16 protein-coding genes, 1 tRNA gene and 1 other RNA gene are annotated in these 15,901 nt (G+C 75.2%); 8 read left to right on the forward strand and 10 right to left on the reverse strand.

Annotation, left to right across the window (positions count from 1 at the left end):
* Positions 1-75: 75 nt before the first annotated feature.
* Both KJP73_RS17180 and KJP73_RS17185 read left to right on the forward strand, forming a co-directional pair.
* On the forward strand, positions 76-1,146 hold the full coding sequence (locus tag KJP73_RS17180) for a methionine ABC transporter ATP-binding protein (RefSeq protein WP_213284103.1): 1,071 nt from the start codon (positions 76-78) through the stop codon (positions 1,144-1,146).
* A gap of 59 nt (positions 1,147-1,205) precedes the next feature.
* The gene (locus KJP73_RS17185) at positions 1,206-1,805 is read left to right on the forward strand and encodes a methionine ABC transporter permease (protein ID WP_213284113.1); all 600 of its coding nucleotides are present in this window, start codon (positions 1,206-1,208) and stop codon (positions 1,803-1,805) included.
* Positions 1,806-1,824: 19 nt separating this feature from the next.
* Here KJP73_RS17185 and KJP73_RS17190 read toward each other — a convergent pair whose 3' ends face one another.
* From KJP73_RS17190 to KJP73_RS17220, 7 genes are all read right to left on the reverse strand, one after another.
* Complete coding sequence (locus tag KJP73_RS17190) at positions 1,825-3,285, reverse strand: FAD-binding oxidoreductase (protein WP_213284104.1); 1,461 nt, start codon at positions 3,283-3,285, stop codon at positions 1,825-1,827.
* Positions 3,282-4,502 (reverse strand): alpha-hydroxy acid oxidase, encoded by a 1,221-nt coding sequence (locus KJP73_RS17195; protein ID WP_249669497.1) that lies wholly within the window; start codon positions 4,500-4,502, stop codon positions 3,282-3,284. Before KJP73_RS17195 ends, KJP73_RS17190 begins: the two co-directional genes overlap by 4 nt.
* A gap of 108 nt (positions 4,503-4,610) precedes the next feature.
* On the reverse strand, positions 4,611-6,278 hold the full coding sequence (locus KJP73_RS17200) for a serine/threonine-protein kinase (RefSeq protein ID WP_213284105.1): 1,668 nt from the start codon (positions 6,276-6,278) through the stop codon (positions 4,611-4,613).
* 137 nt (positions 6,279-6,415) lie between these two features.
* A complete protein-coding gene (locus KJP73_RS17205) occupies positions 6,416-7,792 on the reverse strand; it encodes an FtsX-like permease family protein (RefSeq protein WP_213284106.1) in 1,377 nt (458 codons plus the stop codon).
* Positions 7,789-8,604, reverse strand: coding sequence for an ABC transporter ATP-binding protein (locus KJP73_RS17210; RefSeq protein WP_213284107.1), 816 nt, complete (start codon positions 8,602-8,604; stop codon positions 7,789-7,791). The genes KJP73_RS17205 and KJP73_RS17210 overlap by 4 nt, the downstream gene beginning before the upstream one ends.
* Before the next feature lie 127 nt (positions 8,605-8,731).
* An RNA gene (gene ffs, locus KJP73_RS17215) (signal recognition particle sRNA small type) lies at positions 8,732-8,828 on the reverse strand.
* A 42-nt stretch (positions 8,829-8,870) separates the two neighbouring features.
* The gene (locus tag KJP73_RS17220) at positions 8,871-9,593 is read right to left on the reverse strand and encodes an AAA family ATPase (RefSeq protein WP_213284108.1); all 723 of its coding nucleotides are present in this window, start codon (positions 9,591-9,593) and stop codon (positions 8,871-8,873) included.
* A gap of 96 nt (positions 9,594-9,689) precedes the next feature.
* On the opposite strand from KJP73_RS17220, the gene KJP73_RS17225 reads away from it, so the two are divergent.
* The 6 genes from KJP73_RS17225 (at position 9,690) to KJP73_RS17250 (ending at position 14,140) form a co-directional block, all read left to right on the forward strand.
* Positions 9,690-9,774, forward strand: a tRNA-Ser gene (locus KJP73_RS17225).
* Positions 9,775-10,121: 347 nt separating this feature from the next.
* The gene (locus KJP73_RS17230) at positions 10,122-10,748 is read left to right on the forward strand and encodes a helix-turn-helix transcriptional regulator (protein ID WP_249669498.1); all 627 of its coding nucleotides are present in this window, start codon (positions 10,122-10,124) and stop codon (positions 10,746-10,748) included.
* Between the two features lie 129 nt (positions 10,749-10,877).
* Entirely contained in the window at positions 10,878-12,047 is a 1,170-nt protein-coding gene (locus KJP73_RS17235) for a glutathione-independent formaldehyde dehydrogenase (protein WP_213284110.1), read from the forward strand.
* Positions 12,040-12,426 carry a hypothetical protein gene (locus KJP73_RS19400; RefSeq protein WP_249669499.1) on the forward strand — a complete coding sequence of 129 codons (387 nt, stop codon included), beginning with the start codon at positions 12,040-12,042 and terminating at the stop codon, positions 12,424-12,426. Before KJP73_RS17235 ends, KJP73_RS19400 begins: the two co-directional genes overlap by 8 nt.
* 22 nt (positions 12,427-12,448) lie before the next feature.
* On the forward strand, positions 12,449-13,111 hold the full coding sequence (locus KJP73_RS17245) for a DUF1345 domain-containing protein (RefSeq protein WP_249669500.1): 663 nt from the start codon (positions 12,449-12,451) through the stop codon (positions 13,109-13,111).
* A gap of 30 nt (positions 13,112-13,141) precedes the next feature.
* On the forward strand, positions 13,142-14,140 hold the full coding sequence (locus KJP73_RS17250) for a hypothetical protein (protein WP_249669501.1): 999 nt from the start codon (positions 13,142-13,144) through the stop codon (positions 14,138-14,140).
* 6 nt (positions 14,141-14,146) lie between these two features.
* Here the strand turns inward: KJP73_RS17250 and KJP73_RS17255 are convergent, their stop codons facing one another.
* The 3 genes from KJP73_RS17255 to KJP73_RS17265 form a co-directional block, all read right to left on the reverse strand.
* Positions 14,147-14,527, reverse strand: a complete 381-nt coding sequence (locus tag KJP73_RS17255) for a VOC family protein (RefSeq protein ID WP_213284111.1) — start codon at positions 14,525-14,527, stop codon at positions 14,147-14,149.
* A 9-nt stretch (positions 14,528-14,536) separates the two neighbouring features.
* A complete protein-coding gene (locus KJP73_RS17260) occupies positions 14,537-14,917 on the reverse strand; it encodes a VOC family protein (protein ID WP_213284112.1) in 381 nt (126 codons plus the stop codon).
* A gap of 106 nt (positions 14,918-15,023) precedes the next feature.
* Entirely contained in the window at positions 15,024-15,782 is a 759-nt protein-coding gene (locus KJP73_RS17265; RefSeq protein WP_213284117.1) for a glycosyltransferase family 2 protein, read from the reverse strand.
* Positions 15,783-15,901: the final 119 nt, after the last annotated feature.

Consider the following 15,901-nt stretch of genomic DNA (forward strand, 5'->3'; position numbering starts at 1 on the left):
GGTCACCGTCCTGGGCGGGGGTCGGTTCGCCCGCGCCCCGCGGGCGACCCGACCCCCACCCAGGACGGTGACCCGATGACCGCCATGGTCTCCCTGCGCGACGTCTCGAAGGTGTTCGAGGGCTCATCCGGCCCCGTGCGCGCCGTCGACGGCGTCACGCTCGACATCGAGCGCGGCGACGTGTTCGGCGTGATCGGCTACTCCGGAGCCGGCAAGAGCACGCTCGTCCGCCTGATCAACGCGCTCGAGGCCCCGACGTCCGGCCAGGTGGTCGTGGACGGGACGGACCTCACCGGCCTCAGCGAGCGTGGCCTGCGCCCCGCCCGCGCCGGGATCGGGTTCATCTTCCAGCAGTTCAACCTGCTGCAGTCGCGCACCGTCGCGGCGAACGTGGCGTACCCGCTGAAGGTCGCGCGGTGGCCGAAGGCGAAGCGGCAGGCCCGCGTCGCGGAGCTGCTGGAGTTCGTCGGCCTGTCCGACAAGGCCAAGCAGTACCCCGACCAGCTGTCCGGCGGCCAGAAGCAGCGCGTCGGCATCGCGCGGGCCCTGGCCACGTCGCCGCAGCTGCTGCTCGCGGACGAGGCGACGAGCGCGCTGGACCCCGAGACGACCAAGGACGTGCTGGACCTGCTGCGCCGGATCAACCGGGAGCTCGGCATCACGATCGTCGTCATCACGCACGAGATGTCCGTCGTGTCGTACCTGTGCAACAAGGTCGCGGTCATGGAGCACGGCAAGGTCGTCGAGTCCGGCGACGTCTACCGGGTGTTCGCCGAGCCGGAGCAGCCGATCACCCGCCGGTTCATCGGCGCGGCCCTGCACGACCGCCCGCGCCCCGACGTGGTCGCGCGGCTGCGGGAGCGGCACCCCGGACGCATCGTCACCATCGCCGTGCGCGAGAGCAAGGCCACGGAGGGCGTGGTCATCACCGAGCGGCTCCGCACGTACGGCATCGACGGGCACGTCGTGTTCGGCGGCATCACGGAGGTCAACTCCCGCCCGCTCGGGTCGCTCACGTTCGCGCTGGTCGGGCCGGACGACGCGATCGACGCGTTCGTCGCCGACCTGCGGGGGTACACCGAGGTGATCGAGCACACGCCCGACGGCGACCATGCCGGTCCCGCGACGAAGGGAGCCACGGCGTGAACAGCAACGGCGTCAGCCTGTGGCCCGAGCTCTGGACCGCGCTCGGCGAGACCCTGCAGATGGCGATCGCCGCGCTGGCGATCGGCGGGCTCGCCGGCCTGCTGCTCGGCATCGCCCTCTACGTGACCCGCAAGGGGAACATCCTGGCCAACCGGCCGGTGTTCTTCGTGCTGAACGTGCTGGTCAACATCATCCGGCCCATCCCGTTCATCATCTTCATCACCGCCGTCCGGCCGCTGACGCAGGCGCTGACCGGCGCGTCCTACGGCGTCGAGGCGGCGATCCCCGCTCTGGCGATCATGGCGACGTTCGCGACCTCGCGGATCGTCGAGCAGAACCTCGTGGGCCTCGACCCGGGCGTCGTCGAGGCCGCGCGGGCCATGGGCGCCGGGCCGCTGCGGATCATCGCGACGGTGATCGTGCCCGAGACGCTCGGCCCGCTCATCCTCGGCTTCACGTTCCTGTTCGTCGGCATCGTCGACATGACCGCGGTCGCGGGTGCGATCGGCGCCGGCGGTCTCGGGGACTTCGCGATCGTCTACGGCTACCAGCGGTTCAACGACGTGGTGACGTGGACGGCGGTCGCGGTGATCGTGGTCATGGTGCAGCTCGCCCAGTTCCTCGGGAACTTCCTGGCGCGCAAGGTCCTGCGCCGCTGACCGCCCCCTCGCGGCGTCCCTAGAGCTTCTTGCCCGGGTTGAGGATGCCGCGGGGGTCGAAGACGCGCTTGATCTCGCGCTGGATCGACAGGACCGGCTCGCCGAGCTCCCCCGCGAGCGCCGACCGCTTCTCCGTGCCGATGCCGTGCTCGCCCGTGACGGTCCCGCCCAGCTCGACCGCGAGGCCGAGGATGCGGCGGTGCGCCTCCGCTGCCGCGTCGACCTGGGCGGGATCGGCCGGGTCGAACGCGATCACGGGGTGCAGGTTGCCGTCGCCGACGTGGCCGCCGGTGCCGATCGGCAGGCCGGTCTGCGCCGAGATGTCCGCGAGCCGCTCCAGCAGCTCGGGCAGCCGCGTGCGCGGGACCGCGACGTCCTCGTTGATGCTGCCGCCGCGCACGGCCCGCATCGCCTGGTTGAACGCGCGGCGGGCCCGCATGAGCACGTGCAGCCGCTCCGGGTCGTGCGCGACGTCGACGGTCAGCGCCCCGTGCGCGCGGGTGAGCGCCTCGTAGGCCGCGACGTCCTCGCGACCGCCGACCTCCTCGTCCGTGATGACCAGCAGCATCGCGCGCGCGCCGACGGGCAGCCCGGCCTCGGGGTCGTGGGCCGCCAGCGCGGCGAGCACCACGTCGTCCAGCAGCTCGAGGGTCGACGGCCGGTGGGGGCTCGCGACGATGGCGTTCGCCGCCTCGAGCGCGTCCGCGACGGAGCCGAACGTCGCGGACACGCCGCGGTCCGGGCCGGGCGCGGGGAGAAGCCCGAGCGTCGCCTCCGTGACGACGGCCAGCGTGCCCTCGGAGCCGACCACGAGGCCGGTCAGGTCCAGCCCGGCGACGGCCTTCACGGTCGGCGGCGACGTCCGGACGACGGTGCCGTCCGCCAGCACCACCTCCAGCGCCCGCACGAAGTCCCGCGTGACCCCGTACTTCACGCAGCGCATGCCGCCGGCGTTGGTCGCGATGTTCCCGCCGATGGTGCTCTGCGCGTACGACGCCGGGTCCGGCGGGTAGAACAGCCCGCGCGCGGCGACGGCGTCGACGAGGTCCCGGGTGACGACCCCCGGCTGGACGACGGCGACCTGGTCCACCGGGTCGATGCGCCGGATCGCGGTCATCCGGGCGGTCGACAGCAGGATCGCGCCGGGCACGGCGTTAGCGCCGCCGGCCAGCCCGCTCAGGGCGCCCTGCGGGACGACCGGCACGCGGTGCGCGTGCGCCGCACGTAGGACGGCCGACACCTCCGCGGTGGTCGACGGCTCCACCAGCGCGACCGGGCGGCCCGTCGGCGGGGTCGCGGAGCCGTCCTGCGCCCGGCCGGCCAGCACCGCGGGGTCCGTCACCACGGCGTCGCCGGGCAGGGCGGCACGCAGGTCGGCGAGCACGGCGGCCAGGGCGCCGGCGGTCGGGGCGCCGGCGGTCGGGGCGTCGGCGGTCGAGGTGCCGGGGGCCGGGTCGACCGGCCGCGTCGTGGCGCTCACGGCAGCCGCACGTGGTCGGGCGTGAGGTCGGCGAGCGACCGGACGCCGAGCAGCCGCAGCGTCCGGGCGATCTCGGCGGTGAGGATCTGCCCGACGCGGTCGACGCCCCGCTCCCCGCCGGCCATCAGGCCGTACAGGTACGCGCGGCCGAGCATGACCGCCCGCGCGCCGAGCGCCACCGCGGCGACGATGTCGGCGCCGTTGCTGAAGCCCGTGTCGACGTACACCTCGGCCCGGTCGCCGACGGCCTCGACCGTCCCCGGCACGAGCGTCAGGGGGACCGGCGCGCGGTCCAGCTGCCGGCCGCCGTGGTTCGACAGCACGACGGCGTCGGCGCCCGCACCGACCACCCGCTCCGCGTCGGCGACCGTCTGCACGCCCTTGACCACGAGCGGCCCGTCCCAGTGCTCGCGCACCCACGCCAGGTCGGCGAGCTCCACGGTCGGGTCGAACATGTGCCCGGCGAGCTCCTCGATGGTGCCCTGCCAGGAGTCGAGCGTCGCGAACCGCAGCGGCTCGGTCGTGAGGAAGTTGAGCCACCAGCTCGGGTGCAGCGCGCCGTCGAGCACCGTCCGCGCCGACAGGGCCGGCGGGATGCTGAACCCGTTCCGGTTGTCCCGCAGCCGCGCGCCGCCGACCGGGACGTCGACCGTGATGACCAGCGCCCGGTAGCCGGCCTCCCGGGCGCGGGACATCAGCTCGATGGACGCGCCGCGGTCCTTCCAGACGTACAGGCCGAACCAGTTCGTCCCCGCGGGTGCGGCCTCCGCCAGGCCCTCGATGGACGTCGTGCCCATCGTCGACAGCGTGTACGGCACGCCGGTGCGCGCCGCGGAGCGGGCCACCGCCGCCTCGCCCTCGTGCTGCATGAGCCGCGTGAACCCGGTCGGCGCGTAGACGAACGGGGCCGCCGCCTCGCGCCCGAGCAGGGTCGTCGTCAGGTCGACCGTGCCGACGTCCCGCAGCACCGACGGCTGGAACTCCACGTCCCGCAGGACGCGGCGGGCGCGGCGCAGAGAGACCTCCGCCTCGGCCGCGCCGTCGACGTAGTCGAACACCGACCGCGGGGTCCGGGCCCGGGCGATCGTCCGCAGGTCCCGCACCGTGTAGGCGCGGGACAGGCGCCGGGCCACCGGGTCCAGCTCGAGCGGACGCATCCGCAGCAGGGGCTTGAGCTCGGACCAGGTCTGCAGCCGCCGCTGCACGCGCGCCGTCACCGTGACGTCTCCTTCGTCGGGGGTCGCAGGCCGGTCACGGCCCGCCCCGGCACCGTAGACCCGGCCCGCGCGGGCCCGGCGGTGCGTCTCACCTCGTGCGCGCGGGAGTCAGCCCTCGCCCTTGCCGCCGTGCCCGGGGCCCTTCTCGTGGGCGCGCGGGTTGGCGTTGCCGGACGGGCCCTTGTCGGACTCCGCGGCCTCCTCGGCCGCCTCCTGTGCGGCCTCGGCGGCCTCCTGCGCGGCCTCCTGCGCCGCCTCGGCAGCGGCCGCGTCGGTCGCGGGCTGCTCGGCGGGCGGCTGCTCGGTGACGACGACGGGGACAGCGGCGGGGTCGGTCGCCGCCGGGTCCGTCGCCGCCGGGTCGGTCGCCGCCGGGTCCGTCGCGGCGGCCTCGTCCTCGACGGCGGCCACGGGCGCCGTCCCCGTCCCCGGCGACACGGTGGGCGTCGGCGTCTCCGGTCCGGGATCCGCCTGGGTCCGGTCTCCGAGCGCCTGCGCCCCGAGCAGCACGGCCGTCACGCCGACGAGGGCGGCGGCCACGCCTGCGCTGCGGACACCGCGACGGCGCCCCGGCGCGGGAGCGGGGTGCCGGTGGAGCACCCGCCGGGTCGTCGGGGCGTCCGAGCCCGCGGCGGAGGCGCCGTCACCGCGCACCGGCGGGACCGAGGCGGGTGCGATCGACGCCGGCAGCACCACGTCCGGCACGAGGCCGCCGTCGTCCTGCGCGGCGAGGGCGGCACCCACCAGCTCCTCGGCGCGCTCCGAGCCGGTCGGCACCGGGCCGGGGCGCGCGGCCACGACCGTGCCGAGCGGCACCGTCGCCGCGCCGACGTCGCCCGCCACCGGCCCGAGGCCGATCGCCCCGGGACGCAGCAGGCCGCGGAGCTCCTCCGCCGCCGCGGTCGCCGTGAGCCGGTCCAGCGGGTCGAGCGCGGTCATCGCCCCGATCAGCTCCGCCCAGCGCGCCCCGAACCGCTCGGGCACGGGGACGGGCGAGTGCAGCCGCGCCACCGCGGAGGTGAGCGGATCGCCGGGGAACGCGCGCTCGCCCGTCAGGCACTCGACCAGCACCAGGCCGAGCGCGTACACGTCGGACTCCGCGGTCAGGCGGCCGCCGGTGGCCTGCTCCGGGCTGAGGTAGGACGGCGTGCCGAGCAGCTCGCCGGTCATCGTCAGCGACTCGTCGGACGGCGCGCGGGCGATGCCGAAGTCGGTGAGCTTGGTCCACGGGGCGGTCCCGGCCGCCAGGTCCTCCCCGGGCAGCAGGATGTTGCCGGGCTTCACGTCCCGGTGCACGACGCCCTCGTCGTGGATGTACGCCAGCGCCTCGGCGACGTGCACCCCGAGGACGGCGACCTGCTCCACGGGCATCGGGCCCTCGGCGATCCGCGCGGCCAGGGACGGCCCCCGGACCAGCTCCATCACGAGGAAGTCCTGCAGCTCGCCGTCGGGCAGCTCGGTGGTCCCGGCGTCGAGCATCATCACCAGGCCGGGGTGGCTGAGCCGGGCGAGCAGGCGCATCTCGGCGCGGTGCCGGGCGTCCGCGGCGTACCCGGTCGCCGACGGGTGGAACACCTTGACCGCGACGTCGCGGTCCAGCACCTCGTCCCGGGCACGGTAGACCTCGGCCATGCCGCCCCGGCCGAGCAGCTCCGCCAGCACGTACCGCCCGCCGAGCGCGAGCCCGGGTGCCAGCGGGTGGCTCCGGGGCCGCGGTCCGCCGCCGGAGGGTGTGCCGAGCGCGGGCGCGGTCGCCACCTCGGGCTGCTCGCTCACGCTGAACCTCCTGGACGACGAGGTTCCAGGATCACCGGGGACGGCCGGATGCGCGCGCCGAGCGGCGCCGGGTCACCCGTACGGGTACCCGTCGGCGCGCCCGTCCCCGGCCCCGAGGCAGCGGCGCGCCGTGCCGCTCAGTCCGGCCTGACCTGCGTCTCCGCCAGGACCGACCGCAGCAGCGGCCGGCTCGTCTCCGTCGCGGCGAGCACGAGCGCGCAGCCGGCTGTGAGGCACCCCACGAGCAGCAGGATCCCGCGCGGGTCCGTCACGCCGGCCAGCCCGAGCAGCGGCGCGAACATCAGCACCGCCACGGCCGCCGACCCGACGCCGACCAGCAGCATCGGCACGAGCACCTCGCGGCGCCGCACGGAGTCCAGCAGCTCGACCGGGGTGCCCGCGAGGACCTGCAGGGCGTACTCCCGGCGCCGGTCCAGCACGGACGCGGCCTGCGTGATCCCCGCCGACGCCGCGGCGACGAGGAACGTGATCGCCAGCGTCAGGAGCGCACCGCGCATGAGGTCGCCCGACATCGTCTCGGCCTGCGCCACGTCCGCTGCGCTCGCGTCGTGCGCCGCACCGCCCGACGCCAGCACCGGCACCACCGCGAGCGCGCCGGCGACGAACCCGGCGAGCCCCAGCCCGCCGACCACCCGCCACGTCGCCCGCGGGTCGTCCACGAGCCGCCGGGCGGCCAGCAGCTGCGCGGGCGTCCGGGCGCGCCGCACCCGCAGGCGCCCCACGAGGCCCAGCGTCCACGGCCCGATGAGGTTCAGCGCCCCGAACCCGAGTGCGAGCGAGCCGATCCCGAACGTGACCGCCGCCGCGCCGAGCTGCCCGAGGACGAGCGTCACGACCATGAACAGCCCCATCGCGGCGAACGCCAGCACCGCGCGCACCGCCCGCATCGCCGGGGGCGTCTGCCGCCGCGCCACCCCGAGCGGCGACACGACCACCCGCCTCAGCGACACCACCCCGCTGACCACGGCGAGCACCGGCACCACGACGCACGCGGCGAGCAGCACCGGCCAGCCGACCCACAGCTCCGCCGCGGAGAACGTCGAGCCCTCGAACGGGATCCGCGTCCACACCGGCAGCAGCGCGACGTAGCCGACCATGCCGACGACCGCACCGACCAGGCCCTGCCACGCCGTCTCGACCACCGTCAGAGCGACGACCTCGCGCGGCGTCACGCCGAGCAGCCGCAGCGTCGACAGCCGCGCGTCCCGGCGGGCGACGCCGAGCCGCGCGGCCGACCCGCCGAGCGTCACCAGGGGCACCACCAGCAGCACCACCGCGGTCCACGCGAGGATCACGTAGAACTCGGCGTTCTCCCGCTGGTACGCCCCCACCGGGTGCGCCGCCCGGTCCATGAAGCCGAGCAGCCCGCCGACGACCGAGAGCGTCAGGGCCGTCATCACCGCGAACGCCGCCACCGCGAGGGCCGTCGTCAGCGCGCTGTCCCGGCCGCCCGCACGACGGAGCCGGGGCGCCAGGGCGAGGACGGCGCTCACCGGGCACCGCCGGCGGGCCGCCCGGCTGCCGGGGCCGCGCCCTGCCGGCGCACGTCCGCGACGACCCGGCCGTCCCGGACCTCGACCCGCCGGTCGCACCACGCCGCCACGTCGGCGTCGTGGGTCACCACGACCAGGGACGCACCGGCCAGGCGGGTCGTCTCGGTGAGGATCCGCATCACCTCGTGCCCGGTCGCCTGGTCCAGCGCGCCGGTCGGCTCGTCGGCGAACACCACCTCGGGCCCGGTGATGAGGGCCCGCGCGACGGCGACGCGCTGCGCCTGGCCGCCCGACAGCTCCCCGGGCCGGCGGCCCTCCATGCCCGCGAGGCCCAGCGAGGCCAGCCACCGGCCCGCCAGCTCGGTCGCCTCCTTGCGGGACGTCCCGTTCAGCATCGGGGCCAGGGCCACGTTCTCGATCGCCGGCAGCTCCGACAGCAGCTGCCCGAACTGGAACACGAAGCCGTACTGCCGGCGCCGGACCAGCGACCGCTGCCGCTCGTCCAGGCCCTGCAGGGGGCGCCCCGACAGCGCGACCGTCCCCGCGTCGGGGACGAGGATGCCGGCGAGGCAGTGCAGCAGCGTCGACTTCCCCGAGCCGGACGGGCCCATCACCGCGACCGACTCCGCCGGCGCGACGTCCAGGTCCACCCCCGCGAGCGCGGTCGTGGCGCCGAACCGCTTGACCAGTCCGCGGGCCGACAGGCGCGCACCGGGGTCGGCGGGCGCGGGCGGCGCAGGGGCCGGGGCGGGCGCGGGCGTGGTCGGGGCGGGCGGTGCGCCCCAGGGCTGCGGCGGGGTCGGGTGGCTCATGCGTCCAGCCTCGCGGCCGGGGCGGGGCGGCCGCGTCGGCCCCCGGTCGCGTCTGCCGCCGCCGCGTCGTGCGACCCCGGGGGGACCTCACCGGGCGCGTCCACCCGCGGTGGGACGGCCCCGGGCATGCAAGGACCCCCCGCACACCCGCCAGAGCTCACCTGCCCTTGCTGCCTTCCGGCCCTGGGGGGGTTCAGCGAGATGACGCCGCACGAGGGGTCTGACGCCAAGCCTAACGCAGCCGGCACCCTGCCTCTGCAGGGCGGTCAGGCGTCGTCGAGCCGCCGCAGGTACCGCTCGGGCGCGTCGAGGAACCCGCGCCAGGACACGACGAGGTCCGTCTCGTCCCACGGCGTCTCCCGCAGCCCCCACGGCCCGACCTCGAGCACCCGCGCGCCGGGCAGCGACGCGAGCAGCGGCGAGTGCGTCGACAGCACCACCTGCGCGCGCGCGGCGACGAGCTGCTTCAGGTGCGCGAGCAGCGCGAGCGACCCGGTGAACGACAGCGCGGACTCCGGCTCGTCCAGCACGAACAGCCCCCGGCCGCGCATGCGGGACGTGATGAGGCTGAGGAACGACTCCCCGTGCGACATCTCGTGGAACAGGGGGTCGCCGCCGCCCGGGTTCGCCTCCAGGTACGTGTAGAAGCCGTGCATCGTCTCGGCGCGCAGGAAGAACCCCCGCTTCGACGCACCCGCGCCGCGCTCCAGCTGCAGGTGCCGCCAGAGCGTCGACTCCGACTCGCGCGTGGTGTTCCGTGCGCCGGTCGACCCGCCCTCGGCCCCCATGCCGAACGCGACCGCCAGGCCCTCGACCAGCGTGGACTTGCCCGCGCCGTTCTCCCCGACGAGCACCGTCGCGCCCCCGAGGTCCCACCCGTCCCGCAGCACCTGCGCCACCGCCGGGACGCCCCGGAACCAGGCGTCGCCGGGCACGGGCTCACGGTCGTCGGCGCGCACGCGGCGCACGGGCAGCGTCGAGAACGTCACCGGGACACCCCACCACACGGCGCTGACAGGGGTCGACAGGGCCCGACAGGCCCGGTTACCGAGCAGCCCCCGGGCTCGGGTACCCTCTACGGGCCGGGAGGATTCGCCTAGTGGCCTATGGCGCACGCTTGGAAAGCGTGTTGGGTTAACGCCCTCGGGGGTTCGAATCCCCCATCCTCCGCCGGTACGAGGGGCCCGTCACCGCGTTCGCGCCGGTGCCGGGCCCTTCGTCGTCCGGGAGGCGCCCGTCCACCGCCACCGTTACGCTCGTCTGGCCGAACGCAAGGCCGGGAGCGGGCGAGCGCGCGGTGGTCCGTGCGACGCCTCAGACGTCGTGGCCCGGACGTTCGGGACGCCGGTCGTGCCGACCCGGCTTCCCACCACCGTCGGATGGCTGGTGCCGAGGGAGGTGACGGCACCGTGGCCTAGTCCGCCTCGCACGCCGGAGCTGGTCGGCCGCCGCGACCCGGGTGGCGGAGCAGCCGGTCCATGCCGCGGGCGGCCGAGGCGCCGCCGCACCGCCGTCGGGTGCACGGGCCGACCCGCCGGCTGCCCGGTGCCGCGCTCGTGGCCAGAGCAGCAGCCGGCCGCCCCGGCGCACCGACGTCCCGTGTCGCCGGCACCCGCGCGCGCGCACCGATGCACGCCCTGCTCACGACCGTGCGGCTGGTGCGCGGCGTGACGGCGGGGGCGGTCCTCCGCCGGGACGGACGGACCCAGCCGCTGTCGGGGCTGGACGGCGACCCGCTGCTGGCGTCCGGCTCCCCCGTCCTCGCGGTCGCGTGCCGGCGGATCGCGCACGGGCGGGTGTACTCCTCGTTCCTGTGGCCCCTCGGTGGCTGGCACGCGCCCGGCGGGCACCTGCGGGTGACGGTCCTGGCCGCGCCCGAGGGCGCACCGCCCCACGTGGGGGGTGTGGTCCTGCTGTCGCCGGTCCTCGACGTGCACGGGCTCACCCCCCGCGAGCTCGAGGTGCTCGGCCTCCTGATCGACGGCTGCTCGAACCACGAGATCGCCCGGGCGCTCGTGGTCGCGCCACGCACGGTCGCCGCCCACGTCGAGCACCTGCTCATGAAGCTCGGCGCACCGACCAGGACCCTCGCCGCGGTCCGCGCCGAGCAGCAGGGCCTGTACGTCCCGGCGGTGGTCGCGTAGCCGGCGCGCCCGACGGACCGGCGGCGCGTATCGGCATGTCTGCCGATGCCGGGCGAGGAGCGTGCCGGGTCCAATGAGGGCACCGGTCGTGACGTGGCCGGGGGGCACCACGCACGACGAGGAGCGATCATGAAGGCGGTGGTCTACGAGGGGCCGCGGCAGGTCAGCGTCACGGACGTCCCGGACGCCAGGATCGAGCGGCCGACCGACGTGCTGGTGCGGATCACGTCGGCGAACATCTGCGGATCCGACCTGCACATGTACGAGGGCCGGACCGACTTCGAGCCGGGCCGCTGGTTCGGGCACGAGAACCTCGGCCAGGTCGTCGAGGTCGGCGACGGGGTCGACAAGATCCGGGTGGGCGACTGGGTCGTGCTCCCGTTCAACATCGCGTGCGGGCACTGCAAGAACTGCGAGCGCCAGCTCACGAACTACTGCCTGACCGCGCAGCCGGAACCGGCGCTCGCGGGTGCCGCGTACGGCTTCGCCGACATGGGCCCGTACGGCGGGGGCCAGGCCGAGCTGCTGCGCGTGCCGTGGGGGGACTTCAACTGCCTGCGGCTGGGTGAGGACGCCGAGGAGCGGCAGACCGACTACGTGATGCTCGCCGACATCTTCCCCACGGGGTACCACGCGACGGAGATGGCCGGCGTGAAGCCCGGCGACCAGACGGTCATCTACGGGGCCGGTCCGGTCGGTCTGATGGCCGCCCTGTCCGCCACCCTGCGGGGCGCCGGCAAGGTCATGGTCGTCGACCGGCAGCCGGACCGGCTGCGGCTGGCCGAGTCGATCGGGGCGATCGCCATCGACGACTCCGCGGTCGACCCGGTGCAGGCCGTGCTCGACGAGACCATGGGGCTGGGCGCCGACAACGGCTGCGAGTGCGTCGGCTACCAGGCGCACGAGCCCGACGGCGAGGAGCGACCCAACCTGACGATGAACCGGCTGGTCGCGTCCGTGCGGTTCACCGGGAGGATCGGCACCGTCGGCGTCTTCGTGCCGGAGGACCCGGGCGCCGGTGACGAGCTGGCGAAGCAGGGCCGGCTGGCGTTCGACTTCGGGATGTTCTGGTTCAAGGGCCAGCACATCGGCAGCGGCCAGGCGCCGGTCAAGAAGTACAACCGGCAGCTGCGGGACCTCGTCGCCGGCGGCAAGGCGGAGCCGTCGTTCATCGTGAGCCACGAGCTGTCCCTCGACGAGGCCCCCGGAGCCTACGAGCACTTCGACAACCGGGACGACGGCTGGACGAAGGTCGTCTTGCACCCGGGGACGACGGGGGCAGGGTCCGGCCGTGGCTGACGTGCTGCAGGGACGCACGGTCGCGATCCTCGCGGCGGACGGGGTGGAGCGCGTCGAGCTGGAGGAGCCGCGCCGCGCACTGGACGGCGCCGGTGCTTGCACGGTCCTCCTCTCGCTCGCCGACGGCGAGATCCAGGCGCGCGACCACGACCTCGAGGACGCCGGCACGTCGGTGGCCCCGGCGCTGACCCTGCGCGGGGCCCAGCAGCACGGGCACCGCTACGTCCCGGAGATCCTCGAGCGGATGGAGCGCGACGAGGTCACGACCGAGCACCTCGCCACCCACGTGATGTCGCTGGACGACGGACCGACGGGGTACCGGATGTTCAAGGACAAGGAGGACGGGTGCGTCCGCGCCGTGTTCCGCCCCGGTGGGTGAGGCGCGGAGCCGGAGGACCGGCGTGAGCCCCGGGGACGGCGCGGGGCGCTCGGCACCGACCATCCTGTCCGCCCGGCGGCTGCTCGTCTGCTTCGCCGCCGGCCTGCTCGTCGCGGTGGCGGCCGTGGTCGCCGGTGTCCCGGAGATCGCGGTGCTCGCCGGCTGGGCGGTCACCGCGGGCGGTGCGCTGGTCTGGGTGTGGCGGATCGGCTGGCACCGCGACGCGCACGGGACCAAGCAGCTCGCCGAGGACGAGGCGCGCACGCGCGTCACGGACACCTTCGTGCTGGCCGCGTCCGTGGCCAGCCTCGTCGCGGTCGCGGAGGCCCTCGTCCGCTCCAGCAGCGGCGACACCGTCGGGGTGCTCACCGTGGTGCTCGGCGTCCTGGTGGTGATCCTGTCGTGGGCCCTGGTCAACACCGTCTTCGCCCTGAAGTACGCGCGGCTGTACTACTCGGGCGGGGACGGCGGCATCAGCTTCGGCCAGCAGGAGCCACCGGCCTACAGCGACTTCGCCTACCTCGCGTTCACGGTCGGCATGAGCTTCGCGGTCCCCGACACGCAGATCGAGACGACGCCCATCCGGAAGGTCGGCCTGGGGCACGCCCTGCTGTCGTACCTGTTCGGGACCGTCGTGATCGCCGTCGCCGTCAACCTCGTGACCAACCTCGGCCAGCAGGGGTGACGCGTGCCCGACCGGGAGGGAGCAGGCGCGATGGAGCCGCTGCACGTCGGCCTGGTGGCCGACCCCGACTCGCCGACCGTGGTCGCGCGCCGGCTCGCGGACCTCGACGGACCCCGCCGCGCCGGCCGGCGGGAGTGGGACGTCGAGGTCGTGAGCGAGCCGTTCACCACCGACTCGGAGGACGTCGACGCGGCCGTCGCGCGCCTGGTGGACCAGGCGGACCGGCACGAGTGGGACGTCGTCGTCGGTCTCACCGAGCTGCCGCTGCGGGACGACGACGGCCGGTACCTGCTGGCCACCGCGGACGCCGGGCGCCGGACGGCCGTGCTGTCGCTGCCCGCGCTCGGCGGCCTGCGCGTGCACGCCCGGACCCGCCACGCGGTGCGCGAGCTGGTCAGCGGCATCGCCGGCACGAGCTCCCCCGACCAGCAGCGCGTCCCGCTCCCCCGGGCGACCGGCCGGCTGCGGCTGCTCGCGGGCATGGTGCTCGCCAACCGTCCCTGGCGGCTCGTCCCGGGGCTGAAGTCCGCGCTCGTCGCCGCGCTCGCGACCGGTGCCGTGGCCACGATCAACTCCACGGTGTGGCTCCTGGCGAGCTCCCTGTCACCGTGGCGGCTCCTGGTCGCGACGATCATCTCCGTCTCGATCGTCGTGGCCTGGCTCGTCGTCGACGGCGGGCTGTGGGACCGGCCCGACGACGACTCCGCCGAGGCCCGCGAGCGGTCCCGCCTCTACAACGTCTCGACGGTGGTCACGCTGACCGTCGGCGTGCTCATCGCCTACCTCGCGCTCTACGTCGTCAACCTGGCGTGGGCGCTCTTCGTGCTGGACCCCGCCGTGATGGGCGGGTACCTCGGCGCCGCCCTGGGGTACGGCGACCTCGTCCTGCTCGCGTGGTTCGTCGCGTCGGCCGCCACCGTCGGGGGCGGCCTCGGCTCCGGCCTCGAGTCGGACGGGGCGATCCGGGCGGCCGCGTACTCCAAGCGCGAGCAGGAGCGCCGCAGCCGGCTCGCGCGCCGCCGGGCATGAGCACGGTCACTCCACCTCGTCGCCCCCGGCGTCCTCCGTCCCCTCGTACAGGCCGATCTCGTTGCCCTCGGTGTCCAGGAACGACGCCCACCAGCTCGTCGGGCTGATCTCCGTCTTCGGCACCACGGGCCGGCCGCCGAGCTCCGCGACCTGCCGCAGCACGTCGTCGATGGAGTCCACCTCGACGTAGCTGCGCGGCTGCTGGAAGCTCTCGTCCCGTGGCGCGAGACCGCCGCCGCTGAACTGGTTCGGAGCCCGCCACATCGGGTAGCCCTCGAACCCCGGCATCTCCTCGATCTGCCAGCCGAACACGCCGCCGTAGAAGTCCTTGGCGCGGTCCATGTCGTCGACCGGGATGTCGATGTGCGTGATGTCGCCGTGCGCCATGGCTGCTCCTCAGGTCACCGGGCTGTCGCCGGACTCGGTCATGCCCTCGTAGATGCCCATCTCGTTGCCGTCCGGGTCGACGAACGCCGCGGACCAGCTGGTCGGGCTGATCTCCGTCTTCGGTGCCGTCACCCGCCCGCCGTGCTCCGTGACCCGGCGCAGGACGTCGTCGATCGAGTCGACCTCGACGTACGCGCGGGGTGCCGTCTGCGCGTCGCTGCGCTGGACGAGCCCACCGCCGCTGACCTGGTTCGGGGCGCGCCACATCGGGTAGCCCTCGAACCCGGGGAACTCCTGGATCCCCCAGCCGAACAGCCCGTTGTAGAACGCCGTCGCGCGGTCCGTGTCGTCGACCGGGATCTCGACGTGCGTGATGTCGCCGTGCGCCATGGCCTGCTCCGTCCGACCGGCGGCCCCGCGCCGCTGCGGGGTCGGCTCCCGCCAGCGTAGGCGCGCGGTGCGGTCGGCGAACAGACCCTGCGCGGGGCCCGTCAGGTCAGCGCTTCGGGCGCGCGGCCGTGACCGTCCGGAGCTTGCGCGCCACGACGGCCAGCTGGACGTCGCGGTACTGGGCCGCGCGGTGCATCTGCCCGCGCAGGTCGCTGCCCGAGGGGCGGTGGCGCAGGTCGCACGGCACCTCGACGGCGACGAACCCCTTGCGCAGCAGGTCGATGGTCATCCCGGTCTCGACGCCCCAGCCGCGGGCCAGCGGCGTGGCCGCCTCGAACGCCTCGCGGGTCAGGCACCGCATGCCGGACAGCGGCTGCGTGGGCGTCCAGCCGGTCATCGACTGGATGGCCCGGCGGGCGGCGCCGACGACGATCCCGCGGCCACCCGCGCCGGGCTGCGGCGGCAGCAGCGCGATCGCGACGTCCGCGGTGCCCTCGAGCACCGGCGGGACCAGGGGGGCGGTGTTCACGGCGGTGTCGCCGAGGTCGCCGTCGATGAACAGCAGCAGCCGCGGCAGGCGGTCCGGGGCGTCCCGCATCGCGACCACGGCCGCACCGGTCTCCATCGCGGCGGCCTTGCCGCGGTTGTGGGAGTGCCGGACGACGACGGCGCCGGCCTCGCGGGCGACGTGCTGGGTGTTGTCCTCGGAGCCGTCGTCGACCACGAGCACCAGGTCGACGTGCGGGATGGCGCGCGCGGAGCGGACGGTGGCGGCGATCCGCCGGGACTCGTCCTTCGCGGGGATGACGACGGCGACGCGCTGCCGGGACCGGCCGGTGCGGGCCGTGGTGGTGGCCGTCTCCAGCGGGGCCGGCTGCTGCGGCTGGGGCGGGTGCGGGCGCCTATATACATCTGCCGCCGCCGGCGAAGGGGTCGGGGGTGATGTCGGGGGTCCTGGGGGCGGTAAGAGAAAAAAATAGTGAG

Source organism: Cellulomonas hominis, assembly GCF_901521055.1.
GTDB lineage: Bacteria > Actinomycetota > Actinomycetes > Actinomycetales > Cellulomonadaceae > Cellulomonas > Cellulomonas endometrii.

Excerpts from the sequence above, each read along its gene's own strand:
- KJP73_RS17180 (WP_213284103.1), top strand. The coding sequence starts at position 76 with ATGACCGCCATGGTCTCCCTGCGCGACGTCTCGAAGGTGTTCGAGGGC.
- KJP73_RS17185 (WP_213284113.1), top strand. The coding sequence starts at position 1,206 with ATGGCGATCGCCGCGCTGGCGATCGGCGGGCTCGCCGGCCTGCTGCTC.
- KJP73_RS17210 (WP_213284107.1), bottom strand. The coding sequence starts at position 8,604 with ATGAGCCACCCGACCCCGCCGCAGCCCTGGGGCGCACCGCCCGCCCCG.
- KJP73_RS17235 (WP_213284110.1), top strand. The coding sequence starts at position 10,878 with ATGAAGGCGGTGGTCTACGAGGGGCCGCGGCAGGTCAGCGTCACGGAC.
- KJP73_RS17250 (WP_249669501.1), top strand. The coding sequence starts at position 13,142 with ATGGAGCCGCTGCACGTCGGCCTGGTGGCCGACCCCGACTCGCCGACC.
- KJP73_RS17255 (WP_213284111.1), bottom strand. The coding sequence starts at position 14,527 with ATGGCGCACGGCGACATCACGCACATCGACATCCCGGTCGACGACATG.
- KJP73_RS17260 (WP_213284112.1), bottom strand. The coding sequence starts at position 14,917 with ATGGCGCACGGCGACATCACGCACGTCGAGATCCCGGTCGACGACACG.